At 36.2% G+C, this 24,651-nt stretch carries 18 protein-coding genes and 1 pseudogene; 18 read left to right on the top strand and 1 reads right to left on the bottom strand.

Features of this window, described 5'->3' with window-relative positions:
• The first annotated feature begins 9 nt into the window (after window positions 1-9).
• From LLA01S_RS12550 to LLA01S_RS08165, 7 genes are all read left to right on the top strand, one after another.
• A complete protein-coding gene (locus LLA01S_RS12550) occupies window positions 10-570 on the top strand; it encodes a hypothetical protein (RefSeq protein ID WP_061778126.1) in 561 nt (186 codons plus the stop codon).
• Window positions 571-748: 178 nt separating this feature from the next.
• Window positions 749-1,444 (top strand): ribonuclease III, encoded by a 696-nt coding sequence (gene rnc, locus LLA01S_RS08190; RefSeq protein WP_011675938.1) that lies wholly within the window; start codon window positions 749-751, stop codon window positions 1,442-1,444.
• Window positions 1,434-4,958 (top strand): chromosome segregation protein SMC, encoded by a 3,525-nt coding sequence (gene smc / locus LLA01S_RS08185; RefSeq protein WP_061778125.1) that lies wholly within the window; start codon window positions 1,434-1,436, stop codon window positions 4,956-4,958. Before rnc ends, smc begins: the two co-directional genes overlap by 11 nt.
• Window positions 4,959-5,200: 242 nt before the next feature.
• Complete coding sequence (locus LLA01S_RS08180; protein WP_061778124.1) at window positions 5,201-7,342, top strand: LTA synthase family protein; 2,142 nt, start codon at window positions 5,201-5,203, stop codon at window positions 7,340-7,342.
• 121 nt (window positions 7,343-7,463) lie between these two features.
• Window positions 7,464-7,874, top strand: a complete 411-nt coding sequence (locus tag LLA01S_RS08175; RefSeq protein ID WP_011675941.1) for an EbsA family protein — start codon at window positions 7,464-7,466, stop codon at window positions 7,872-7,874.
• 92 nt (window positions 7,875-7,966) lie between these two features.
• Complete coding sequence (locus tag LLA01S_RS08170) at window positions 7,967-9,085, top strand: YibE/F family protein (RefSeq protein ID WP_031286471.1); 1,119 nt, start codon at window positions 7,967-7,969, stop codon at window positions 9,083-9,085.
• A complete protein-coding gene (locus LLA01S_RS08165) occupies window positions 9,082-9,843 on the top strand; it encodes a YibE/F family protein (protein WP_032949803.1) in 762 nt (253 codons plus the stop codon). Before LLA01S_RS08170 ends, LLA01S_RS08165 begins: the two co-directional genes overlap by 4 nt.
• 49 nt (window positions 9,844-9,892) lie before the next feature.
• On the opposite strand, the gene LLA01S_RS08160 is transcribed toward LLA01S_RS08165, so the two are convergent.
• Window positions 9,893-11,233 (bottom strand): amino acid permease, encoded by a 1,341-nt coding sequence (locus LLA01S_RS08160; RefSeq protein ID WP_014572884.1) that lies wholly within the window; start codon window positions 11,231-11,233, stop codon window positions 9,893-9,895.
• 365 nt (window positions 11,234-11,598) lie between these two features.
• Between LLA01S_RS08160 and LLA01S_RS08155 the strand changes: the two genes are divergently transcribed.
• From LLA01S_RS08155 to LLA01S_RS08105, 11 genes and pseudogenes are all read left to right on the top strand, one after another.
• Window positions 11,599-12,408 carry a Cof-type HAD-IIB family hydrolase gene (locus LLA01S_RS08155; RefSeq protein ID WP_032949808.1) on the top strand — a complete coding sequence of 270 codons (810 nt, stop codon included), beginning with the start codon at window positions 11,599-11,601 and terminating at the stop codon, window positions 12,406-12,408.
• Window positions 12,409-12,417: 9 nt separating this feature from the next.
• Complete coding sequence (locus LLA01S_RS08150; protein ID WP_061778123.1) at window positions 12,418-12,969, top strand: DUF3159 domain-containing protein; 552 nt, start codon at window positions 12,418-12,420, stop codon at window positions 12,967-12,969.
• 61 nt (window positions 12,970-13,030) lie between these two features.
• On the top strand, window positions 13,031-14,425 hold the full coding sequence (gene ftsY, locus LLA01S_RS08145; protein ID WP_061778122.1) for a signal recognition particle-docking protein FtsY: 1,395 nt from the start codon (window positions 13,031-13,033) through the stop codon (window positions 14,423-14,425).
• 180 nt (window positions 14,426-14,605) lie between these two features.
• Window positions 14,606-15,580 (top strand): ribose-phosphate diphosphokinase, encoded by a 975-nt coding sequence (locus LLA01S_RS08140; RefSeq protein ID WP_014572881.1) that lies wholly within the window; start codon window positions 14,606-14,608, stop codon window positions 15,578-15,580.
• Between the two features lie 123 nt (window positions 15,581-15,703).
• Window positions 15,704-16,335 (top strand): annotated as a pseudogene (locus LLA01S_RS08135) (helix-turn-helix domain-containing protein).
• Between the two features lie 70 nt (window positions 16,336-16,405).
• Window positions 16,406-18,895 carry a leucine--tRNA ligase gene (leuS, locus tag LLA01S_RS08130; RefSeq protein WP_011675950.1) on the top strand — a complete coding sequence of 830 codons (2,490 nt, stop codon included), beginning with the start codon at window positions 16,406-16,408 and terminating at the stop codon, window positions 18,893-18,895.
• A gap of 243 nt (window positions 18,896-19,138) precedes the next feature.
• Entirely contained in the window at window positions 19,139-19,894 is a 756-nt protein-coding gene (locus LLA01S_RS08125) for a MurR/RpiR family transcriptional regulator (RefSeq protein WP_011675951.1), read from the top strand.
• A gap of 397 nt (window positions 19,895-20,291) precedes the next feature.
• A complete protein-coding gene (locus LLA01S_RS08120; RefSeq protein ID WP_061778121.1) occupies window positions 20,292-21,710 on the top strand; it encodes a PTS sugar transporter subunit IIC in 1,419 nt (472 codons plus the stop codon).
• A gap of 111 nt (window positions 21,711-21,821) precedes the next feature.
• Window positions 21,822-23,186, top strand: a complete 1,365-nt coding sequence (locus LLA01S_RS08115; RefSeq protein WP_061778120.1) for a glycoside hydrolase family 1 protein — start codon at window positions 21,822-21,824, stop codon at window positions 23,184-23,186.
• Between the two features lie 146 nt (window positions 23,187-23,332).
• The gene (locus tag LLA01S_RS08110) at window positions 23,333-24,136 is read left to right on the top strand and encodes an alpha/beta fold hydrolase (protein ID WP_011675953.1); all 804 of its coding nucleotides are present in this window, start codon (window positions 23,333-23,335) and stop codon (window positions 24,134-24,136) included.
• A 136-nt stretch (window positions 24,137-24,272) separates the two neighbouring features.
• Window positions 24,273-24,635: a hypothetical protein gene (locus LLA01S_RS08105; RefSeq protein WP_011675954.1), complete on the top strand. Its 363-nt coding sequence runs from the start codon at window positions 24,273-24,275 to the stop codon at window positions 24,633-24,635.
• Window positions 24,636-24,651: the final 16 nt, after the last annotated feature.

The following is a 24,651-nucleotide window of genomic DNA, read 5'->3' as shown; positions in this document are numbered from 1 at the left end:
AATTCGGGTTTGATTGTATTAGCGACAATTATTTCGGCCTTGGCTGTGACGGGGCAGACACTGATTTTGTGGCGTCAAACAAAAATTGCAAATGAGCAAATTGAAATGCAACGCCAATTGATTTCCCTTTCAGAAAATGAGGAAAGGAGTAAGCAAGCCCAAGAAATATCAACATGGGTGCATACTTATGAAGTGGGCAAGCCTGAAACTCACATTCTGCATGGGAGCAAGGATGAGGGGAGTCAGACAGACTTCATTATTAACAATGCCTCGCACAGCCCGATTTATAATGTGATTCTCTCACATGATGATTTTGCAGATAGTAGACACACGATGGGAATTTACGTTATTCCACCAGGACGCTGGCGCCTTGCCTACAATCAGACATTACCTGTGGATAAGTATTCTTTTATTGAAGGTAAGATTTGGTTTACGGACGCTGCGGGTAATAAGTGGCACCGTGATAAGATGGGAAACCTTGCCCAGAGTAATTATAGTTGGGGGAAACCTTTGATAAATTTACCCTTAGAAACGAAAAATCTAAATATACATCGTGAAAATAGTTTTTGAAAATAGAAAAAATAAAAACATCAAACAATGCGAAAATAGCTCATGTTTAATGTTTTTTTGATTTCTTTAAGCACCAAAAGTGCCATTCCACAAGGAAAGTCATACAAAAAAAGTTTTTTTTGGTATAATAAGGGATAAAACTATAAATGAATAGAAGTTTTAAGTGAAGGAGATTTTTATGCTCAAGCTTCAAGAAAAATTAAAAAATGATTATGGATTAGTCTTCAATGATGAAGACTTGTTAAAAACAGCTTTTACACATTCTTCATTTACGAATGAAGAACGGCTCCCAAAGATTGCAAACAATGAACGTTTGGAATTTTTGGGAGACGTCGCCTTATCTTTGGTGATTTCAGATTACCTTTACCGAACTTATCCGGAAAAACTTGAGGGGGAGCTTTCGAAAATGCGTTCAAGTATTGTTCGGACAGAGTCGTTGGCTAACTTTTCACGTTCTTGTGGATTTGGGGAGTTCTTACGATTAGGTCATGGGGAAGAAAAAATGGGTGGCCGTGACCGAGAGACAACACTAGAAAACCTTTTTGAAGCGTTTTTGGGTGCCCTTTTTATTGACCAAGGGATGGATGAAGTTCGTAAGTTTATTCAACATGTCGTGATTCCCCATGTTAAAAATGATGATTATGTTAAAGTGATTGACTATAAAACAGAATTACAAGAAGTTCTACAAGTCGGTGGTGAAACCACAATTACCTATAACATCTTGAAAGAAGAAGGACCTGCCCATGATCGCTCATTTGTTGCGGCGGTTTATAACAATGGCAAAGAATTGGGTCGTGGTCTAGGAAAATCCAAAAAAGTGGCAGAACAAAAAGCTGCAGAAAATGCAATAAAAGGGCAAAACCATGTATCTTAAAAAAATGGAAATTGTCGGCTTTAAATCCTTTGCCGATAAGACTAAAGTTGAATTTGATAAAGGGATAACCGCGGTTGTTGGTCCCAATGGTTCTGGAAAATCAAATATTGTTGAAGCTTTACGTTGGGTTTTAGGCGAACAGTCTGCTAAGGCGCTTCGTGGTGGGAAAATGCCTGATGTTATTTTTGCTGGAACAGAGAAAAGAAAAGCACTAAATTATGCTGAGGTCATTGCCCATTTTGATAATTCTGACCATTATTTACAAGGGCAAGATGAGCAAGAAGAGGTTGTGATAACAAGACGTTTATATCGCAATGGAGACTCGGAGTTTTTGATGAATGGTCGAAAATGTCGCTTACGCGATATTCATGACTTATTTACAGATACTGGTTTAGGACGTGATTCTTTATCAATTATTTCTCAAGGCCGAATTGAATCGGTTTTTAATTCAAAACCAGAAGAAAGACGGGCCATTTTTGAAGAAGCGGCAGGTGTTTTAAAATACAAAAATCGCCGAAATGAAACGGAATCTAAATTAAATTCAACACAGGACAATCTTGATCGTTTAGAAGATATTATTTTTGAGCTGAATAGTCAGCTGGTTCCCATACAATCGCAACGTGATGTGGCACTTCGTTTTCAAGAGTTAGAAGCAGTGCGTTCTGACTTATCCCTAGCGGTTTTAGTTGGACAATTGGAAACTAAAAAAGCTCGATATGACCAAACTGAACTTGATTTAGCAGAAGTGGTCACTGAATTAAAGCAATTGTCAGCTCGTAAAAAAGAATATGATGAACAAGTCGGTCAGTTGCGCAGAGAGCGTCAAAAGGTCGAAGCTGAACAAGAAAAATTACAAACGGACCAGCTTAATTTTTCAAATTTAAAATCAGATTTAACAAGAAAAATCGAACTCTTTGATGTTCAAAAAGATTCATCAGAGAAATCAGCTGCTGAACGTGAAGAACGACTTGAAAATTTAAAAAGCCGTTTGCTGACAGTGGAACAAGATTTGTCAGAGATTCAGGAAAAATCAGAAATTTTACTGACAGAAAAAAATGAATTAGATAAATTACTGACAGATTTGTCAGCGGATTTAGCGACCCTTTCTGAATCACCAGAAGTAATCATGGAGCGTTTGCGTGATGAATTTGTCCAATTGGTTGAAAAAGAAGCTCAAATCTCTAATGAAATTGTAAGAAATAAAGCAGAAATAGCTGATTTGAGTCGTCGCCAATCCGAGCAGGATGAATCTGTCAGAGAAAACTTGACTAAATTTGAAAAAATAAGTAAAGATTTATTTGAAACACAAGAAAAATTGACAGCTGTACAAGCCGAAATCATCCACTTGTTAGCAGAATTTGAAAAGCAAAATCAAGCAGAGAAGAAACAAGCAGAATTAGAGCGTTTAGCACAAAATGAAATGTATGATTATCTGCAAGAACTCAATCAACATAAAGCTCGTTTGGCCTCTTTGCAAAATATTCGTGACAGCCATAGTAATCTTTTTGCTGGAGTTCGCGCGGTCATGCAAAATGCATCTGAAATTGGCGGATTGATTGGGGTGGTCTCTGATTTATTGACCTTTGACCCTAAATATACAACGGCCATTGATATTGCTTTAGGTGGTGGGAGTCAAAATGTCGTTACAGAAGATGAAAATGCGGCAAAGCGGGCGATTGCCTTCTTACGTGAAAAACGTTTAGGACGAGCAACATTTCTTCCTCTGACAACTATTAAAGGTCGAGAATTTAATGGATTAAACCGTATTCAGAATATGACAGGTTTTGTTGATTTGGCTATTAATCTTGTCCATTTTGAAGAGAGATTGCACAAGGCAATGAGCTCACTTTTGGGAACAACAGTGATTGTGGATATGGCAGAAAATGCCACTGCTATTGCGCGTATGATGAATTATAAGGTGCGGATTGTCACGCTTGATGGCACACAAATAAATCCCGGCGGTTCTTATGCGGGAGGAGCTGGAAAACGTAATTCTACGACCTTTACTTCTGTTGAAATTGCTAATTTAGAAAAACAAATCGTTTCATCTGAACAAAAATTAAAAAGAGCAGAACAAGCAGTTCAAAAGGCCCAAAAAACACGTCAAGACTTATTAAAAGAAGTTGAAATTTTGAAAAGTCAAGGCGAAGAAAAACGTTTTGTTGAGCAATCTTTAAATCTAAAAATCGAACAATTAGTAGAACAAAAGAGTACTTTAGAACAGCTGACAGATCTGTCAGCTACTCAAGAATCAACAAGTAATCTGCTTGAGCTGACTCGACAAAATGAAAATAAATCAGAGCTTCTTACAAAAATTACCCAACAAAAAGGGGAAATTGAAAAGCAACTTGAAGAAGTTAAAACAAATAGTCAGACTCACAAAAACTTACTGTCAGAAAAAACAAAGGCTTTGAATCATGCCCAACTTCGACAATCAGAAGTTGCCAGTGAATTGAAGTTCATCAAAGCTGATGAAAAACGTTTATTGGCTGACTTGTCAGCATTATCAGAAGAAAAAAATCAGCTGACAGCACTTTTAAATCCTGTCCAATTCGACGAAACAGAGAGAAATAATTTCTCAAAACAACTGACAGAAGTCGAAGAACGATTGAGTCAGATTAATGTCCGAATGGTCAGTCTAAAATTCGAGCGTGAGGACTTAGCTGCTCAAATGGAAGATTTAGAACAGCATAATCAAGACTTTATTCAACAAACGCAGGAACTTAACACGAAAAAAACGCGTTACGAAATGCAATTGGAGCAAATTGAAGGTCAATTAATGACTCTTCAAGAAACTTTAAATAGTGAACACCAAATGAGTTTTGAAGTAGCGCAAGCTACAGTTGAAAAATTGGAAGATTTAGCAGCAGCAGAGCAAAAACTTAAAGAGTTAGAGCGTCAAATTAAGGCATTAGGTCCGATTAATTTAGATGCTATCGTTCAATATGATGAAGTGAATGAACGCTTTAGTTTCCTATCAAGTCAAAAAGATGATTTGTTAGAAGCTAAAAATCTGCTATTGAATACAATTGATGATATGAATGATGAAGTTAAAATTCGTTTCAAAACAAGCTTTGATGCCATTCGTGAGAGTTTCAAAACGACCTTCGCCCAAATGTTTGCAGGGGGAATGGCAGATTTGGAATTAACAAGTGATAATCTTCTTGAAGCTGGCGTTGAAATCAAGGTTCAGCCTCCTGGTAAAAAATTATCTAGTTTGAATTTGATGAGTGGTGGCGAAAAAGCACTGACAGCTTTAGCCTTGATTTTTGCGATATTAAGAGTACGCACAGTACCTTTTGTGGTTCTTGATGAAGTTGAAGCTGCGCTTGACGAAGCTAATGTTAAACGTTTTGGTGATTATATGAATCACTTTGACAATAGTAATCAATTTATCGTTGTAACACATCGTCGAGGAACAATGGCAACAGCTGGTTCGATGTATGGGGTTACAATGGCTGACGCTGGGGTTTCTAAGATGATTTCAGTTAAGCTTGATTCAGCAGTAAATTGAAATTTAAGATAGTTTTAATTTATAAATGCTACACTATAGATTGATTTTTGAAGGACTGCCTAATTTATGGTTTGGTATATGATTTGCCTAAAAACAAGGAAAGTCGTATAATTTAAGCAATAAAAACATGAATTTAAAAAATTTCATTAATTTCAAAGTTGATGAAATCTGGCGTTTTTCGTATTTATTAATAAGTTAATTATTAATGAATTGACTGCAGTTTTTCTTTAAATTAAGGAAGAATGAGTATATTTTCTGGGGATAATAAATTGATAAAATTACTATCTGCTTTCAACACACGTGTTGGTTTGCTTAGTTTTATTGTATTTTTTGTATGGGTTAAATCGATGATTGCCTACTTCGGAGTTTTTAATCTTCGGGGAGTTGGTCCAGCAGAATTAGTGCTGATGATTATTAATCCGATTGGCTTTACAGCGATTTGCTTTGCTGTATTACTCTTTATTAGAAGGACGTCGCTATCTTATCTAGCAACGTTAGTCTTGACCATTGCAGCAAATTTCTTGCTCTACCTCAATATTCTCTATTATCGAGAATTTACCGATTTTATCACGATTGATACGATGACGGGTGGAGCTGGAATGTTCCAGCATGGTTTTGACTTTGGTTCAGTTCCTGTTCATTTGATGGACTGGGTTTATTGGATTGACCTTGTCGTGATTATCGTGTTATTGATTGCTAAAAAAATCAAATTTGATCAACGTCCAGTTGGTGCCAAAAGAGCATTTACCTATCTTTCAATGGGCTTGGCTTTATTTGGTTTGAACTTTTGGTTCGGCGATTTTAATAAGCATCAGTTAATTTTGCGCAAAGCTCAATCAGATAAAACATATATTGTACGTTATCTTGGCTTAGGCCCATGGATGCTAACTGACAGTTACTATACTCATTTGGCAAATACGCAACGTAAAGATGCTAGCAAAGAAAGTTTGCAAGAAATTCAAAAATACATTGCTTCAAATCGTTATTTGGCGCCAAATATGAAAATGTATGGGATTGCTAAAAACCGTAATGTCATTGAAATTCACTTAGAATCTTTCCAACAAGCTTTGATTGATTTGAAAATCAAAGGGACAGACGGTAAAGAGCATGTTGTGACTCCATTCTTAAATTCAATCTATCATTCAAATTCTACTTATTCATTTAGTAATTTCTTTAATCAGGTTGGACAAGGAAAAACATCTGATGCCGAAAACTTATTGGAAACTTCAACATTTGGTTTGCCTGCTGGCTCACTTTTTGCAAAATATGGTTCAACACAAACATTCCAAGCAATGCCAGCAATTTTGAATCAAACCGATGGCTATAGCTCGGCCGTAGTTCACGGAAATGTTGGTGCTTTCTATAATCGATTGAATACATATAAACAAATGGGCTATCAAAATTTCTTTGACCAAAGTTTCTTTGATAATTCCGCATCAAACATGAGTCCTTGGGGAATCAAAGATAAATTACTCTTCCGTGATTCAGTACCATTGCTTGAACAAATGCAACAGCCATTTTATGTTAAATATTTAACAGTTACCAACCATTTAACTTATACAATGGACGATGAAGATAAAGATCCAAACTTCGCAACTGTTGATTCAGGAAACAAGTTAGTTGACGGTTACTTTGAAACAGCTCATTATTTGGACCAAGCGGTTCAACAGTTCTATGATTATTTGAAACAATCAGGTCTTTACGATAAATCAATCATTGTATTATATGGTGACCACTACGGAATTTCTGGTAGTGATAATAAGGCTTTTGCTCCTTATGTTGGTTATAACGGAGATACGCTTAATAGTTATGACACTACGATGTTACAACGAACACCATTTATGGTAGATATTCCTGGACAAACCAGTGGCCATATCATCAATACCTATGTTGGTCAACTTGATGTCATGCCAACGCTAGAACATTTACTTGGAATTGATACGAAGAAATATGTTCAATTTGGTCAAGATATGTTTGCTTCTGGCCGACAAGACTTTGTGGCTCTGCGAAATGGTGGATTTGTTACACCAACAATTACGCAGCCAAGTTTGAATGGAAGTTTTTATGACACCCAAACAGGCTTGCAGATTGAGAAACTTAATGCTCAACAAGAACAATATGTCAAAGAAACCAAGCAAAAAGTTTCTGATCTCTTGAAAGCATCTGATAAATTAAATAATCAAAATCTCCTCAGATTCTACACGCCGGAAGGCTTCAAGGCTGTTGACCCTAAAGATTACAACTACACGGTCAAAGCAACTGAGAAGAAACTGAAGAAGGAAAACGAAGACTTAGCAGCTAGATCAAATAGCTTGCTGAGCCAAAATCAAGGGAAATCAACTTTACCAGATTATTCAGTTGATATTCCAGAAGTCCAAAGATGACAAGATTCACCAAAAGTGAAAGATTAATAAAAATTAAATAAATAAATTGCTGACGGAAATCTTTAGAATGACCTATTCAACTTTCCAAAGTTATCAGCATTTTATATTAAGAGAGGAACCAATGAAAACAGGATATTTTCTTCCAGTGTCACTTAATCATCGATTGGTTTTGCTTTGGGGCATCATTATTTTAAGCTTCGAGCGGACACTTTTTTATGAATTTAATAAAGAGGGCAACTGGTTTTTGACTATTTTGGCAATTGCTTCATATATTATCTTTATCACTTTGATTTGGCCACATCGTTTCTTCATTGCTGATGATGAGCTTCATTTTACAACTTTTCCGCGTGTGCGAATGAAAACAATTGATTTAAAATATATTACAGCCGTAAAAACAACTAAATTTGGTTTTGGATTTTCTTATGCTGGCAAACGTTATCAATTCTTCACTTTTGGAAAGTCTAAAGAAGCTTTAGCAACTTTGCATGATACGATAGAACATTCTGATAAGGTCAGTGATTTAAAAGCCTAATAAAAAAGACGGCAGCTTTGTCGTCTTTTGATTTGTCATTTTAAAAAATAATAACTAAAAATAATTATTTTTGGTTTTGTAAAAGGAAACTTATGAATATAAAATGGATATTCAAAAAAATGCTACTGCCCATTATATTTGCTCTTGTCGCATTTTTTCTCGTTAGTCATGACCAATTATTGTATAAGGCACCAGTTGGGAAAATAAGTGTTGCTAAAACGCTAAGCAATCATGAAGTTAGTGATGATTTCCAAAATAAAGACCGCCAAATAACACAAGAATTATCGATAAAAGTCCTCAATGCAAAGGATTCAGAACCTAAAAGCCTGAAATTAGAGAATACGACAACCTTATCGCAGACAACTGGACAGATATATCGAGTCGGTCAGCAAGTGATTTTAAAGAAAATTTCGGGAAATTATCAGATTGTAACCTTAAAAAGAGATGCATTAATTATTGCTCTTGTCGTTTTATTTATTGGTTTTCTAATCAGTTTTGAACGCTTTAAGGCTTCGCTTTTTCTGCTTTTATCCTTGATTTTAAATCTATTATACTTTGTCATTGTTATCGCCTTCAATGTTGAATTTAATCCACCGGTTATTTTACTTTTTGGACTTCTGTCAGTAATTTTTGCGGCTTCATCGCTCTTGTTTGTCTTAGGGCCAACAAGGCAGATGCTTTATACATTTATTACCACAGTCTTAACAACGGCTCTAACATTTTCGATTGTTTTATTCGTTTTAAAGATGACAGGAAATTCTGGCATTCACTTTGAATATTTAGATTATGTGACCCAAAATCCATCAGAATTTTTCTTTGTTGGCACAATGATTTCGGTTTTGGGAGCAATCATGGACGGAACAGGTGATATTGTTGCAGGTCTTTTTGGTTTGGATAGACAAAATAAATTAAACAAAATAAATATGACTAGCAAAGATTATATTAAATCGGGAATTTCAATTGGTCAAGAGCTTATTGGAACTTTGACAAATGTTTTGTTCATGATTTTTATGGCGGAAACTTTACCAATGACCCTCTTATTATTGAGAGATGGCAATTCTTGGTCTTATATTGCGACGGTTGGCCTTAATCTTGGATTATTGCAAACAATCATTTCGGCCATTGGGATTGTACTGGCTGTTCCAATTACCGCTGTTTTCACAAGTTTTGCTCTGGCTAGAAGTCATCAAGGAAAGGGGATTTCACTATGAATGCACTCCTTATCCTCTTGATTTTATTAATTGTCTTGATGATTTTAGTTGCCAAAAAAGATGGCTTACGTAATCTTATCGGTTTAGCTTTCAATTTTATTGCGATTTTTGTTCTGATTACCTTAATTTCATGGGGCTTTAATGCGGTAGTCGTTCTGGTTATCCTGTCAGTAATTATTTTGGCAATCGCCATATTTATGTCTGCTGATGAAAGTGAAGTCACATTAATTACCTTTAAAACGAGTATCATTGTTGTCTTATCATTGCTTATTCTGGCTTTAATCATTCAACATTTTGGTCAATTTCAAGGATTTGCAACAGAAGATGTTGATGAATTAGAAAATCTGTCATTAAATGTGGGTCTTAATTTTTCAAATGTCGCAATTGTGGTCATGGTTATTTCCATGCTTGGTGCGGTTGCTGAATCAGCCATGGCTTTAGCTGCCAGCCTTTCAGAAGTTGTTGAGCAAGATGAGTCCATGAGTCTTGAGCAATTTAAAAGTCAAAGGGAAATCATTTCTCAACAAATTTTGGGAACAGCAGTCAATACGCTATTTTTTGGAGTTTTGGGAGCGACAGTTGGTTTAATTCTCTGGTTTGTACGTTTAAATTATCGTTTGGCCGATATTTTTAACTCAAAATTACTGATGGCAGAAGTTGCAGCGATGCTTTTGGGGGTGTTAGGGATTTTATTTGCTATTTGGCTTTCAGGTTATTTTGTTCAAAAATCTTTTGAGCAAAAAAATAAGAGCAAATAGTATTGTCAGCAAAAATAAAAAGCTTGATGAAAAATCAAGCTTTTTTTGATTAGTTTAATTCACTGACGGCGTCATTCTTTTTTCGATAACTGATGAAGATGATGATATAAAGAATTGCAGTGAAAACAGTCACTCCGATTGGGTTAGTAAATAGAATACCAATGAGAATGAAGAAGAGAGCAATTAGGGCAAGGAGACTCATCGTTTTCCCAGAAAGTGATTTTGTTTTAAGGGAGAGACCAAATCCAGCGAGACTAATTAAGAACCAAACGGCCAAAACAGTGTAGGAAAGTGAACCAGCTAGGTAATTAAATAAACGGTCACCAACAAAATAAGAAAGAACAACTCCGATATATAGTGTACCCGAACAAAAAAGGACAGCTCTTTGAGGAACATGGTGTTTATTTAAATGAGACATTGTTTGGGCCATTTTTCCTTGACGATTTTTCAAACGGAAAAAAAGAAGGCGAGACGAAGCATAAATTCCAGAATTAATTGAGGAGAAAAGAGCTAGAATGATAATCAGATTGACAATATCTCCGGCAAAAGGAATATGCATTTTATTAAAGACCATGACAAAAGGACTTATTGAAGAAACAGCCAAAGTTTGCCAATTATAAATGACAAGAAGTAAAAACATAGGAATAATATAAAAAGAGATAATACGACCAATTACACCGCGAATGGCTTTAGGAATTGCTCTTTTCGGATCTTGAGTTTCACTGACAGTAATAGCAATTAGCTCAGAACCACCATAAGAGTAAATAACAATCAGTAAGGAATTAATGACTCCTTTTAGACCATGTGGGGCAAAGCCACCATGATTAGTCATTCCGGAGAATGTAGTAATTAAATCATTATTGAATACTTGCTTAGCCACAAGATAAACCCCAAAGATAATCAATAAAATAACAACACTTATTTTGATAAAAGCCAACCAATACTCTGTTTCGGCAAAAAGGGCAACTGAAAATAAATTAATAAGAGAAGTTAAGAGAGCAATGATTAAAACAAAGACCCAAGTAGGAATATTAGCAAACCAAAGCTGCAAAAAGCTAGCAGCAGCAACGGCTTCGGCAATGATATTTATCATCCACATTGACCAATAAACCCAGTCTGTAAAATCAGCTGTATGATTACCCAAATAAGGCTGAACAAGTCCAGATAGACCATGGGGATTTTTTGAACTGAGCACGAGTTTTTCTAAACTCTTCATCACAAAATAAAGAACGATACCACCGATAAAATAAGCGATTAAAACAGAGGGACCAGCGGCAACAATGGCTGATGAGCTTCCTTTAAAAAGACCGGCACCAATTGCCCCACCAAGGGCAATCATTGTAATATGGCGTGCCGCCATTTTTTTCTTTAAGGATTGATTAGTTTCCAACGATAATTCCTAGCTTTCTAAATCAATAAGTAGAGACGTCTCTCTTTATATTGACTAATAAAATGATAATAAAATATTAAAAAAAGACGTCCTGAGGACGTCTCTTCGTCCTCGTCAATGACTAACGCCAAAGAGGACTCACACATTTAGCTAAATTAGCTAGTGTGAGCCCTCCTTCAACAACAAGTTAATAGAAGCTTGTGTATTAGTCATTTTTGGACCTCGTTTTCTTATTTTAAGTGTAATCAAAAGATTTTGATTTGTCAAATATTTTTGTGAATTATCTAAAAATAAGAAAAGAAAGCTTGCCTCACAATTGGTGACCATTATTGAACCTCAGTGACTCGGTGTGGTATAATAAAGCAATGGATAAAGAAATTAAACTGATTGCCCTCGATTTGGACGGGACTTTACTTAACTCTTCAAAAGAAATCTCAAAAGAAAATAGACTGGCCATTGATGCGGCACGTCAAAAAGGGGTCCACGTTGTGTTGACAACTGGCCGCCCTCTGATTGCGATTCAGCCTTTTCTTAAGACCTTAGAAATGCTTGATTTTGAAGACTTTTCTATTACATTTAATGGTGGTCTGGTTCAAAGAAATACAGGACAAATCTTATCTAAAAAAAGTTTTACTCATGATGAAATACTTGAAATTAAAGAATTAACTACAAAACTAGGAATTCCATGTGATGTTTTGAGTGAAGAAAAGGTTTATATGACCAAAAGTGACGTTGTTTCTCAATATGATACGTTGAATAAACTCCTGACTTTCATTAAAGTTGATTTTGACCAAGTTCCACTAGATGTTGTTTACAATAAAATCGTTTCTTGTACGGATAAAGAGTTGCTAGATGCTCAATTAAGCAAAATTCCAGAATCTTATTTTGAAGAATTTGAGATTTTTAAAACGCAGGCTAAACTTTTAGAATTTATGCCTAAAGGGATTAATAAAGCTTATGGTTTGACACAATTGACAAATCAGTTGAATTTAGGGGCAGAAAATGTAATGGCTATGGGCGATGAAGCCAATGATTTATCGATGATATCATGGGCGGGTTATGGAGTCGCAATGGCAAATGCTGTGCCCGCTGTTAAAGAAGAAGCTAGAATTATTTCTGATTTAACAAATGACCAACATGCCGTGGCCCATATGATTGAAAAATATGTACTTTAAGGAATTGAAATGAAAGATGAAGTTCAAATAAAGAAATATTTGCCGAGTTTAATTTTCTCAATAATTTTACCTGTTGTTGCCTACTTATTATTGAAAACTTGGGGCAGCACAGACACATTAGCACTCGGAATCGCGACTGCTTTTCCGGTTATTCATATGGTCTGGTCTTTGATTGTTAGAAAAGAAGTTAATCCGGTTTCTTTGGTGGCAATAATTGGTTTTTTAATTTCACTTTTGACCGTTTATTTGACTCATGGCAATAATCTTGCCTTCAAGCTTTGGCATCCCATTTTAACAGCGGCAATTGGGACAATTTTTTTACTATCACTTGTTTTTAATCGACCACTATTAGAATTTACGAATGAAGGACAGAGTCATAAAAAAATGATGATTTTAACACTTTTCATGGGTCTAGTTTTTGTTTGTCATGCTTTGTCAGTCATTTTGTTAGCTTTCTGGGTAAAGACAACAGCTTTTGTTTTAATTTCAAAAATCATTGATTTTTCTGCAGTTGCTATCCTACTTTTAGGACTCGGATTTTTAAGAAAAAAATTAATTTAAAATTTATATTTTACAAATGAACTTTATCATCTATGCATGATATTTATATTAAGGAGAAAATATGGGACTTTTTGACCGTCTCTTCGGAAAGAAGAAACAAGAAGAAACTAAGCATGACGAGCCTGTCAGTGAAAAAGAAGTTGTTGAGAACACTCAAGAGCCTAAGAATGAAGAAGAAATAAGAGAAACTACAGAACTTACTGAAGTAAGTCCAAAGCCAGTTGACCTAGAAAATGTGACTGACGAATCTGTCAGTAAAGTAATTGACATTGAAAGTGAAGAAGTTTCAAAAGAAATTGCTGATGGACCTGTTTCTAAAGAGAAAACGATTAGTTCTGAGCGCGAAAATGTAGTCGTTACTGATGAAAAAACTGTTTTATCTGTAACTGATGAAAAAGCAGCAGAAATAACTGACAAAGAAGTAAATTCAGAAGTTTCAACACTTGCAAAGGAAAATGTTACTGACGAAGATGAGGAAGAGATTGTCATTGACATTGATGCTTTGGCTAATATTTTCACTCAATCACGTGAGGAAACTGAGAAAAAATACGAGCAATCATTAACTTTAACTCGTAAGACATTTTCTGATGGTTTCAATGAACTCTTTGCCAATTTCCGCACAGTAGATGAAGAATTTTTCGAAGAGCTTGAAGAAACGTTAATTATGTCAGATGTCGGCGTTGATTTGGCGATGGAAGTGACCGAAGAATTGCGTAAAGAAGCCAAGTTAATCAATGCTAAATCGACAGATGATTTGCGCCAGCTGATTATTGAAAAAATTGTTGATAAGTTTGATGGTGAAAAATTACCAACACAATTGGATATTCAACCAGAAGGATTGAGCATTTTGCTTTTTGTTGGGGTTAATGGCGTTGGTAAAACAACAACCATTGGTAAATTGGCCGCTCGCTATAAAACCGAGGGCAAAAAAGTGCTTCTCGCCGCCGCGGACACATTCCGTGCTGGAGCCATTGACCAATTGGTTGAATGGGGGAATCGTTCACAAGTTGAAGTAGTTACAAAACCAGCTGGTTCTGACCCAGCAGCAGTTGTTTTTGACGCTCTAGCAAAAGCTAAATCAGAAAATTATGATATTCTGCTTGTAGATACGGCTGGTCGTTTGCAAAATAAAGATAATCTGATGAAAGAATTGGAAAAAATCGGAAAAGTCATTAAACGTGAAGTTCCAGATGCACCGCACGAAACAATTTTGGCACTTGATGCAACGACGGGGCAAAATGCGATTCAACAGGCTAAGGAATTTTCAGCCGTTACTCCGATTACAGGGATTGCTTTGACCAAACTTGATGGTTCAGCCAAAGGTGGGATTGTACTCTCTATCGTTCAAAGTCTAAAAATTCCTGTTAAACTCATTGGTTTGGGTGAAAAAATTGATGATTTACAAGATTTTGATGAAGAATTTTTCGTTAGAGGACTCTTCAAAGAATTATTATAAAGTTTTAATAAGATGAGAAATTAAAAAGAATCTGCAGACTTTAGTAGATTCTTTTTTACTTGTCAACGTTTCCATGAAAATAAAGCCCATGAGCGTTTGAAAAAATTGAGAATTTAATGTAAAATAGAACTACATAAAATAGAACTCCTGTGTTCTTTAGGAATTAAAGAAAGGCTCTTCATGTCGTATTCAAATTTGAAGTTGTTTTCGCTCTCTTCTAACCACGAATTAGCCCAAAAAGTGGCTAAAGAAATTGGAATTGAGCTTGGAAAAGTAAGTGTTGGTGCCCACTCAGATGGCGAAACTGTCGTTCATATCGACGAATCAGTTCGCGGTGATCATGTGTTTATCCTCCAATCAACAAGTGACCCTGTCAATGATAACTTGATGGAACTCTTGATTATGATGGATGCACTTCGTCGTGCCTCTGCCGCATCAATTAACATTGTCTTGCCATACTACGGTTATGCTCGTCAAGACCGTAAAGCTCGTGCCCGTGAACCAATCACATCAAAACTCGTAGCAAACATGCTTCAAATTGCTGGTGCCGACCGTTTAATTACTTTCGACCTTCACGCACCACAAATTCAAGGTTTCTTCAACATTCCAGTTGACCATCTTATGGGGTCACCACTGATTGCTGAATACTTCCGTCGTCAATTAGTTTCTGCTGGTGATGATATCGTCGTTGTTTCACCTGACCATGGTGGTGTCGGACGTGCACGTAAGTTGGCAAACTTCCTAAAAGCGCCGCTTGCTATTATTGATAAACGCCGTCCTCGGGCCAATGTTGCTGAAATCATGAATATTATTGGTGACGTTCAAGGTAAAAAATGTATCTTAATTGATGATATGATTGATACAGCTGGAACAATTACCCTTGCAGCAAACGCATTGAAAGAACTTGGGGCAACCGAAGTTTATGCTTCATGTACTCATGCCGTACTTTCAGGACCTGCGATTGATCGGATTAATAATTCAGCAATTACAAAATTGGTTGTTTTGGATACTATTGAAATGCCAGAAGAACGTCAAAGTGAAAAAATTGTGCAACTTTCAATTGCTCACTTACTTGCTGATGCGATTATTCGCATTCATGAACGTCGTCCATTGTCTCCACTCTTTGAATTACATCTTCCTTCAGAACAAATTTAAAACTAGTTTTAAATTAATTTAGCTAAATGAGCGATTATTCTGCTAAGCCTAACTAGTATTTATTAGAATTCAAAGTGGATTTACGATAAGACTTCAAGCGACCAGGGGTCGCTTTTTTAAAAAATGGAACTAGAAAAAATTAGAAAAATTTATGAGAAGGTTGACCCAAGTCAGCTGACAGAAAATTGAGTATCGACAACCTTCCTAATGGCCGCTATCGCATTTTACAATTTTCCGGAAATAACTTTGAGGAATTGGAAAACACCTTAAAGTTACTTTTGCCTGATTTTGTGAAGAGTCTTAGAGAACAAAAGATTGTCATTGAATTTTTTTCAAGTGACAGTCCCACCACTTCAGAACTTTTTGATATTTTTCAAACACTTTCCCAAGATATGGGGGAAGAAGTGACCGCTTATGTCGGTCGCTTTGTTGATAAAAATAGGCTCTCGGAAGTTTATGCTGAAGAAAGTAAAATTTTTGAAAATCAGTCTACTTTTAGTGAGTATATTTTATCAGAAATCTTAAATCTTTTGGAAAATAATATTTTAAATGAGATTCGTAAAGAATTATTAGAAAATCCTGAGGATCAAAAACTAGTGAAGGCAATGTATAAGGCAAGCGCTAATCAAACAAAAGCTGCTAAATTACTTTATGTCCATCGAAATACCCTGATTAATAAAATAAAAAAATATGAGCAAAAATATGGCTTGCAACTTTCAGGAAGTGACCTAACTCTTGCTTACAATTTATTATAATAATCAGTTTGAAACATTGAATATATGAGAAAGGAACTGAGTTTGATACTGTTGAACTCAAATCTTTAATATGGAATACAATCATCAAGAAATTGAAGCCAAATGGCAAAAATTCTGGGCGGATAATCAAACTTTCCGCACTGGGACAGATAAAACAAAACCAAAATTTTACGCCCTAGACATGTTCCCTTATCCGTCTGGAGCTGGACTTCACGTGGGACACCCAGAAGGTTATACAGCAACTGATATTTTGAGCCGTTACAAACGTGCTCAAGGCTTTAATGTCCTTCATCCAATGGGCTGGGATGCTTTTGGTTTACCAGCTGAGCAATATGCTATGGACACAGGGAATGACCCTGCGGAATTTACAGCTGAAAATATTGCTAACTTTAAACGTCAAATCAATAGCTTAGGTTTCAGTTATGATTGGGAACGTGAAGTAAATACGACTGACCCTAACTTCTACAAATGGACACAGTGGATTTTCACTAAACTTTATGAGAAAGGACTAGCTTATGAAGCAGAAGTAGCAGTAAACTGGGTTGAAGAGCTCGGAACTGCCATTGCCAACGAAGAAGTGCTACCAGATGGTACATCTGAACGTGGAGGTTATCCAGTTGTTCGTAAACCAATGCGTCAATGGATGCTTAAAATTACAGCTTACGCCGAACGTTTACTTGAAGACCTTGAAGAAGTGGATTGGCCAGAGTCAATCAAAGAAATGCAACGAAACTGGATTGGTAAATCAGTTGGGGCAGACGTTACCTTCAAAGTTGAGGGAACGGACAAATCATTTGAAGTCTTTACAACTCGTCCTGATACTCTTTTTGGCGCGACTTATGCTGTTTTGGCCCCTGAACATGATTTAGTTGATGCAATTACAACGCCGGAGCAAGTTCAAGCGGTCGCTGATTATCGTCGTCAAGCCAGCCTCAAATCTGATTTGGCTCGTACAGACCTCGCTAAGGAAAAAACTGGCGCCTTTACAGGTGCTTATGCGATTAATCCAATTAATGGACGGAAGATGCCAATTTGGGTTGCAGATTATGTTCTCGCCTCTTATGGACATGGTGCGGTCATGGCTGTACCTGCTCATGATGAACGTGACTGGGAATTTGCTAAAGTTTATGGACTTGAAATTTTGCCTGTTGTTGAGGGTGGAAATGTAGAAGAAGCCGTTTATACTGAAGATGGTCCGCATATTAATTCAGAATTTTTGAATGGTCTTGATAAAGCACAAGCGATTGAAAAAGCCATTGAATTTTTGGAAGAAAAGAAAATCGGGAAGAAAAAAATCACTTACCGTTTGCGTGACTGGCTCTTTAGCCGTCAACGTTATTGGGGTGAGCCAATTCCAATTATTCATTGGGAAGATGGAACATCAACTGCTCTACCCGAAAATGAATTGCCACTTGTTTTACCAGTGACTTCTGACATCAAACCTTCAGGAACTGGTGAGTCACCATTGGCTAATTTGACAGATTGGTTGGAAGTTACACGTGAAGACGGTGTAAAAGGTCGTCGTGAAACGAACACAATGCCTCAATGGGCAGGTTCAAGTTGGTATTACCTCCGTTATATCGACCCACACAATACTGAAGCCTTGGCTGATCCAGAGCTCCTCAAAGAATGGTTGCCAGTTGATATCTATGTCGGAGGAGCTGAACATGCGGTTCTTCATTTGCTTTACGCTCGTTTCTGGCATAAAGTACTTTATGACTTAGGAGTGGTGCCAACTAAAGAACCTTTTCAAAAACTCTTTAACCAAGGAATGATTTTGGGAACTTCTTACCGCGACCATCGTGGAGCACTCGTTGCAACTGACAAAGTTGAAAAACGAGATGGTGGATTTTACCATATGGAAACGGGCGAAGAGCTTGAACAAGCACCAGCTAAAATGTCTAAGTCTCTTAAAAATGTCGTGAATCCTGATGATGTTGTGGAACATTATGGTGCTGATACATTACGTGTATATGAAATGTTCATGGGACCACTTGATGCAAGTATTCCTTGGTCAGAAGAAGGACTTGAAGGAGCTCGTAAATTCCTTGATCGTGTCGTTCGGATGATTGATAATTCAGAGATTAGTGACAAAAATAATGGAGAATTGGATAAAGTTTATAACGAAACAGTGAAAAATGTCTCTGAGCGTTTGGACTTGATGTATTTTAATACAGCTATTTCCCAATTGATGATTTTTGTCAATGCGACAAATAAAGCGAAAATTTTACCTTTGGAATATGCCAATGGATTTGTTCAACTTTTGGCACCATTCGCACCACATATTGCCGAAGAACTTTGGGTAAAATTAGGGAATGAAGCTGGAATTTCTTATGTCGCTTGGCCAACTTTTGACGAAAGTAAATTAGTTGAATCAGAAGTTGAGATTGTTGTTCAAATCAATGGAAAATTGAAAGCAAAAATCAAAATTGCCAAAGACTTAGGGCGTGATGAACTTGAGAAAATTGGTCGCGAAGCCGTTGCTGAGGCACTTGAAGGTAAAAATGTTGTCAAAGTAATTGCTGTTCCAAATAAATTGGTTAATATTGTTGTAAAATAAAAATGACAATTAGAATATTCATCAGATAAAACCCACAAGATTGGCTGTCAGTAAATATATTTTGATAGCTAAAGTATAAAAGTGAACTAAGCTGGTTGACGAATTTGTCAGCTAGCTTATTTTATTTTGAAAAAGTACTTATCAATGAATCAGAGAATTCTGTCAGTAAATCATAGTCGTTTTAAAAAGACAGGCTTACAAAAATAACTCAGAAGTACTTATAGAAAGGTTTGGTCAGTAAAAATGATTGATTTCTTACCTGAGCAAGTACGTACGCTCAATGAACTAGAAACTGCGGCTTTCAACTTCATCCTATCTAATTTATCAACTATCGATAAAATGTCAGTCAGACAACTTGCACAAGCAGTTCATGTTTCGACTGCAACAGTCATGCGAATGACTAGAAAACTTGGCTTTGAAGGTTGGGTAGAATTAAAGTATTATCTCAAAAATCAAAATCAATTATCAGAAATTCCAGTTAATTATTATGAAAATTTATTGCAACTCGATCTGTTTTTACGAAAAATAACCTCTAAGGAAGCGGGGATAAAACTTGAAGAAGCTGTTAAACTAATTCGTGAAGCTCGCTATATTATCTTTATTGGAGTGGGTTCATCTGGCGCTTTAGCTGAATATGGAGCTCGTTATTTTACAAACATTGGCCTGGAATCTTACGCCATTTCTGACCCTTATCAAGCCGTCAAAGGAAAAGGGGCGCCAGACGTTTTAAGCATCGTCTTATCAGCTTCTGGTGAAACTGATAAAATTATTGAACGAGTCGTTAAACTAAGAGAGGAAGCCTCCGCAAAGATTGTTTCAATTACTAATCATCCAGAAACAACATTATCCAAACTTTCAAATATCAATCTGACTTATGGCTTTCAAACGGAATATTCTGCCTATGACCCTCTTGAAAATTTGACATCACAACTGCCTGTCATTGCTTTTATTGAAATTTTGGCCCATCAAGCAATAGAAAAAAGTGATAATCGTAACTAATCTTGTAACATGTGACAAAGATAAAAATACCTCTTGCAAATATTTTTGTAAGGGGTATTATTGTATTGTAAACATTTTAATTGGTGAAAGAGAAGTCTGAAAGGACATTTTACTTCATCTTATTTAACTGAGTTCGGTGTGCTAGAAACTTATGAAAAATGATAAAATTTGCCATAGTCTCTAAGCGAGCACCTCTCACATCTTAATCAATTGAGTTCGCCCTCCTTGAAATGAGTGAAAATGCGATTCGCCTTGCGGACTTTAGTCGCTTAGAGCGAATGGACAGCGTAGCAGCTTGCTGCGTAGATAGATAAAATTTTAAACCTGCACAAGTGCAGAACCAAAAATTTTCCTCATTTCAGAACAGTCGGGCTCACATCTTAAAGGAGGTTTATTTATGAACGGCTTCATAAATAATAAAGTATTGCCGCCAATTATGAAATTCGTGAATACACGAGCAATGACGGCTTTGAAAAATGGGATGCTATTTGCGATGCCATTTATCATTGTTGGGTCAATTTTCTTAATTTTGGCGAACATTCCAATTCCACCTGTTGCCAAATGGTTATCAGACAATGGCTGGTCCGCTATTTTTACACAAGCTTTCAGTGTTTCGTTTGGTATTCTAGCCATCTGGGCAGCAGTTGGGATTGGTTATTCTTATGTCAAAGAGGCAGGTTTTGGTGATGTGGCTTTGCAAGGTGGTTTAACTTCTCTTTCTGCATTTTTCATTGTTCAATCTCTAAGTATTGCAAATCCAATTACGGCGGCTCTATCCACTGGAAAAGAAGCTTCAGGTATTGGAAATCTCACGGGAGCCCAAGCAACGGCTGCTTTTGAAAAGCTTCCTCATGCCATGCAAGTTTTCTTGAATAACCCAGTGACAGGAGTGCTCAATTTAACTTGGAATGATGGTCAAGGAATGATAGCCGCCATCGTTATCGGTATTTTATCAGGTTGGGCTTATTCGGCAATGATGAAAGCTGGTTGGAAAATTACCCTTCCTGAGCAAGTTCCTTCAAATGTTGCCAATCAATTTACATCAATGATTCCAACAGGAGTAATTGTCGTCGCCGCTACGGTTATTTATGCTTTGTTCGATAAAATTGGACATACTGATGCAGTAACCTTTATTTACCACTGGTTATCAGTTCCTCTACAAGGCTTAGGTGGCTCATTTGGCGGAATCATTATTATCTCACTCTTAGTTCCATTCTTCTGGTTCTTTGGGGTTCATGGTGGGATTATTATGGGGGCTATTACCTCTGCTTTCTTGATTCCAAATACTTTTGCCAATGCTTCACTTTATCAGTCACACAAACTAAGTTTAGCTAATGGCGCTCATATTGTGACCAATGAATTTTATAATAACTTTATTAATCTTTCAGGTTCAGGAATTACTTTTGGATTAATTATCTTTACGATTTTCTTTGCTCGTTCTGAACAGATGAAATCAATTGGTAAAGTAGAGTTAGTCCCAGGTTTATTTAATATCAATGAACCTTTCTTATTTGGCTTGCCCCTTGTATTGAATCCTGTTCTTGCTCTACCATTCTTCCTTGTTCCAGTTGTGGTTTCAGCAACGGTTTATAGTGCAATTTATTTCCATATTGTTCCGCCAATGAATGGTGTTGCTGCTCCTTGGACTACGCCACCCATTATCTCTGGATTCTTAATCGGAGGTTGGCAATATGCGGTGCTACAAGTTATTGCACTTTTAGAATCAATTTTGATTTATCTTCCATTTGCTAGAAAGTATGACAAAATGCTGTTAGAAGAAGAAGCAAAAACTGACGCTGATGAAGCTCTTGCTTAGTCAAACTAATAAGGAGCTTAGAAACTCCGAAGAAGCTTTTTTCTTCGGAATTTCTTTTTATTAGAAATAGACTTAGAAATTTATAGTTAATAAAATAAAAAGGAGAAATAAATGAAAGATAAAATGCCTAAAGACTTTTTCTGGGGAAATTCAACTTCATCAATGCAAACCGAAGGAGCCTGGAATGAAGGGGGGAAAGGACCTTCCGTTTATGATGTGGATACTGCGGGGCGTCGGGCTAAAGATTGGCAAGTAACTAATGATAATTACCATGACTATTCACGAGACCTTGAGTTGATGAAAGAAATGAATATGAATATGTACCGCTTTCAGATTTCTTGGTCACGTGTTGTACCTGACGGCGATGGTGAATTTAATGAGGAAGGAATTGCTTTTTATAATCGATTAATTGATGATTTACTTGCTCACGGAATTGAACCTATGATTTGTCTCTATCATTTCGATATGCCATTAAATCTGGCTGAAAAGTATGATGGTTTTTTGAGTCGAAAGGTCAAAGAGGCTTTTGTTCGGTTTGGGCAAGAAATGATGAGAAGATTTGCTGACAGAGTAAAATATTGGATTGTTTTCAATGAACATAATCTTTATTTTGCTGACGGCTTTGAGCATTACTCAGGAGTTTTGAAAAAAGACCTAACGCTCTCTGATATGTACACTGTTTTTCATCATACGATGCTTGCTCATTGTGAATTGGTTCAATTTTTGCATCAGAATTTTGAAGGAAAAATTGGTGGAATGTTAGCGACAACAGAGATATATCCAGCCAGTCCGTCTCCTAAAGATAATTTATATCTCAGAAAATTTGATGAATTTTATAATCGGAATCTCTGTGATGTTTACGCTTTTGGACATTATTCACATGAAGTTATTACTTTTGTTAAAAATCAGGAAATTGATATGAATTTCCAAGAAGGAGATGATGAAATCTTAAGAAATGGTATTTCTGATTTTATTTCTTTTTCATATTACCGTTCCGTTTTATTAGATGCCAGTCAATTGTCTGAAAATGATGCGCCAAATTCTTATTTGACTAAAGGGATGAAATTAAATCCCTTGCTTGAACATAATCAATGGGACTGGTCCATTGACCCAGAAGGCTTTAGAAGAATTATAAGTAGATTATATAATGAATTTGGCTTACCAGTCTTTCCTATTGAAAATGGAATTGGTCAGTCAGAAAGTTGGAATGGGAAAACTGAAATTGCTGATGACCTGAGAATTTCTTATCATCGAAGACATCTGGAAGCTATGGAAAAAGCGATATTTACTAACGGAGTCAAAGTACTGGGCTATCTTGGCTGGGGCTTAATTGATATTCCCGCTTCATCAGGAAATATTGATAAACGCTATGGAGCTGTTTATGTTGACCCTAAAAGTCTTAAACGTATTCCAAAAAAATCATTTTATTGGTTCAAAAAAGTTTTTGCTTCAAATGGGAATCAGTTGGAAGAATAATGTGAGTTAATTCAATTTAAATAAGTCCATTATTAAAAAATGAGAATTACTGACGAGTCTGTCAGCAATTCAAGAGTTCAGAATCTGCCAGTCCTGGCAGATTTTTTGATACAATGAAAGCATTGAAAAAACTTGAGAGGAAAAAAATGTCTTTTTTTACCACAAATGATTTAGTAAACATAAATTTTCATGATTACGGAAGCTCAATGAATCCTCCTATTATTTTGATTGGGGGTTACTCATCAAGTGAGGTGACTTGGTTTGCACAAATTGAGGCTTTCGTAAATGCCGGATACCGGGTCATTACTTATGATCATCGCTCACATGGGGATTCACAGAAAGTTGATTATGGCTTGACTTTACATCGATTGGCCATGGATTTAAAAGAATTGATTGACCACTTGCAACTAAAAAACGTCATCTTAATTGGACATTCAATGGGTGCGGCAACAATTATGGCTTATGAAGAATTATTTACTGACGAAAATGTAAGAGCAGTAATCACAGAAGACCAAGCGCCAACTTTTTTTAAATCAGCTGACTGGTTAAATGGTCAATATGGGAAAACACTAACAGAATTATCATCTTTTATTGACGATTTCCCCAAAACTCGCTTGACTCAAAAAAAACTTTCAGATACAGTTAAACGCACTTTAGGACATGGTATGACACCATTTGATTTTAAACGGTTTCGTCCCTTATTGCAAAATGTAATTTTACAGGACTGGCGAGCTCAACTGACTCAGGAACAAAAGCCACATTTATTTTTTTCAGGAGGTCAATCCCCTATTTTTCCGGCTATTCATGCCCAAGCAGCGCGTGAACTACAAAAAAATCCAGATTCTGAATTTCAAATTTTTGAAGGCTGTGGTCATATTTTACATTTGGAAGAAATTGAAAAGTTTAACCAAGCGGTCATTGATTTTCTTTATAAAATACAAAAAGACTGATTATGTCAGTTTTTTTGTTGACCGTCAGTAAAAGTTAGCTTCTTACCAAAGTATTAAATAAATTTTATTTTCATATCATTTTTTTCTAATAAAAAACTTGGTAAAATAGAACTAAGAAATGGAAAGGAGCCAAACCATGAAAAACATGAACATGGAAATAGCCCAACAAGAACAAACTGACAATCAGCAAATCGCGAAAACTCATAAAATTGAAACTAAGGTCATGAAATTAGTTGTGGACAGTTACTTACAAGGAGCTCAAACTTGTGAAGTACATGACGGAAAAATTCTTGGCGTAAGTATCCATAAGGGAGCCTGCGATAGTATTCATCTTTTCATCAATGACGACCATAAAGTAACCGTTGAAGTGAGTCAAGGCATTAGTCGAATTTCATTGATGAAAAAGAAAAATATTGAAGACATTGATTATATTCTCCCCTTTATGAAATGTTTGGGAGTTTCGGAAGGTCAAGTGATGAAAAATTATCCAACCTTCTAAAAAAGAGCCGTAATAT

Origin of the sequence: Lactococcus cremoris subsp. cremoris NBRC 100676, assembly GCF_001591705.1 — a bacterium.
Classification (GTDB): domain Bacteria; phylum Bacillota; class Bacilli; order Lactobacillales; family Streptococcaceae; genus Lactococcus; species Lactococcus cremoris.
Note: the sequence above shows the minus strand (reverse complement) of the source record. Positions and strands in the feature narration are given on the sequence as shown.

Coding starts and splice junctions, on each gene's coding strand:
- LLA01S_RS08180 (WP_061778124.1), top strand. CDS start 5,201: ATGAGTATATTTTCTGGGGATAATAAATTGATAAAATTACTATCTGCT.
- LLA01S_RS08155 (WP_032949808.1), top strand. CDS start 11,599: ATGGATAAAGAAATTAAACTGATTGCCCTCGATTTGGACGGGACTTTA.
- LLA01S_RS08140 (WP_014572881.1), top strand. CDS start 14,606: ATGTCGTATTCAAATTTGAAGTTGTTTTCGCTCTCTTCTAACCACGAA.
- LLA01S_RS08175 (WP_011675941.1), top strand. CDS start 7,464: ATGAAAACAGGATATTTTCTTCCAGTGTCACTTAATCATCGATTGGTT.
- LLA01S_RS08110 (WP_011675953.1), top strand. CDS start 23,333: ATGTCTTTTTTTACCACAAATGATTTAGTAAACATAAATTTTCATGAT.
- LLA01S_RS08150 (WP_061778123.1), top strand. CDS start 12,418: ATGAAAGATGAAGTTCAAATAAAGAAATATTTGCCGAGTTTAATTTTC.
- smc (WP_061778125.1), top strand. CDS start 1,434: ATGTATCTTAAAAAAATGGAAATTGTCGGCTTTAAATCCTTTGCCGAT.
- rnc (WP_011675938.1), top strand. CDS start 749: ATGCTCAAGCTTCAAGAAAAATTAAAAAATGATTATGGATTAGTCTTC.
- LLA01S_RS08105 (WP_011675954.1), top strand. CDS start 24,273: ATGAAAAACATGAACATGGAAATAGCCCAACAAGAACAAACTGACAAT.
- LLA01S_RS08170 (WP_031286471.1), top strand. CDS start 7,967: ATGAATATAAAATGGATATTCAAAAAAATGCTACTGCCCATTATATTT.
- LLA01S_RS08115 (WP_061778120.1), top strand. CDS start 21,822: ATGAAAGATAAAATGCCTAAAGACTTTTTCTGGGGAAATTCAACTTCA.
- leuS (WP_011675950.1), top strand. CDS start 16,406: ATGGAATACAATCATCAAGAAATTGAAGCCAAATGGCAAAAATTCTGG.
- LLA01S_RS08165 (WP_032949803.1), top strand. CDS start 9,082: ATGAATGCACTCCTTATCCTCTTGATTTTATTAATTGTCTTGATGATT.
- LLA01S_RS08120 (WP_061778121.1), top strand. CDS start 20,292: ATGAACGGCTTCATAAATAATAAAGTATTGCCGCCAATTATGAAATTC.
- LLA01S_RS08125 (WP_011675951.1), top strand. CDS start 19,139: ATGATTGATTTCTTACCTGAGCAAGTACGTACGCTCAATGAACTAGAA.
- ftsY (WP_061778122.1), top strand. CDS start 13,031: ATGGGACTTTTTGACCGTCTCTTCGGAAAGAAGAAACAAGAAGAAACT.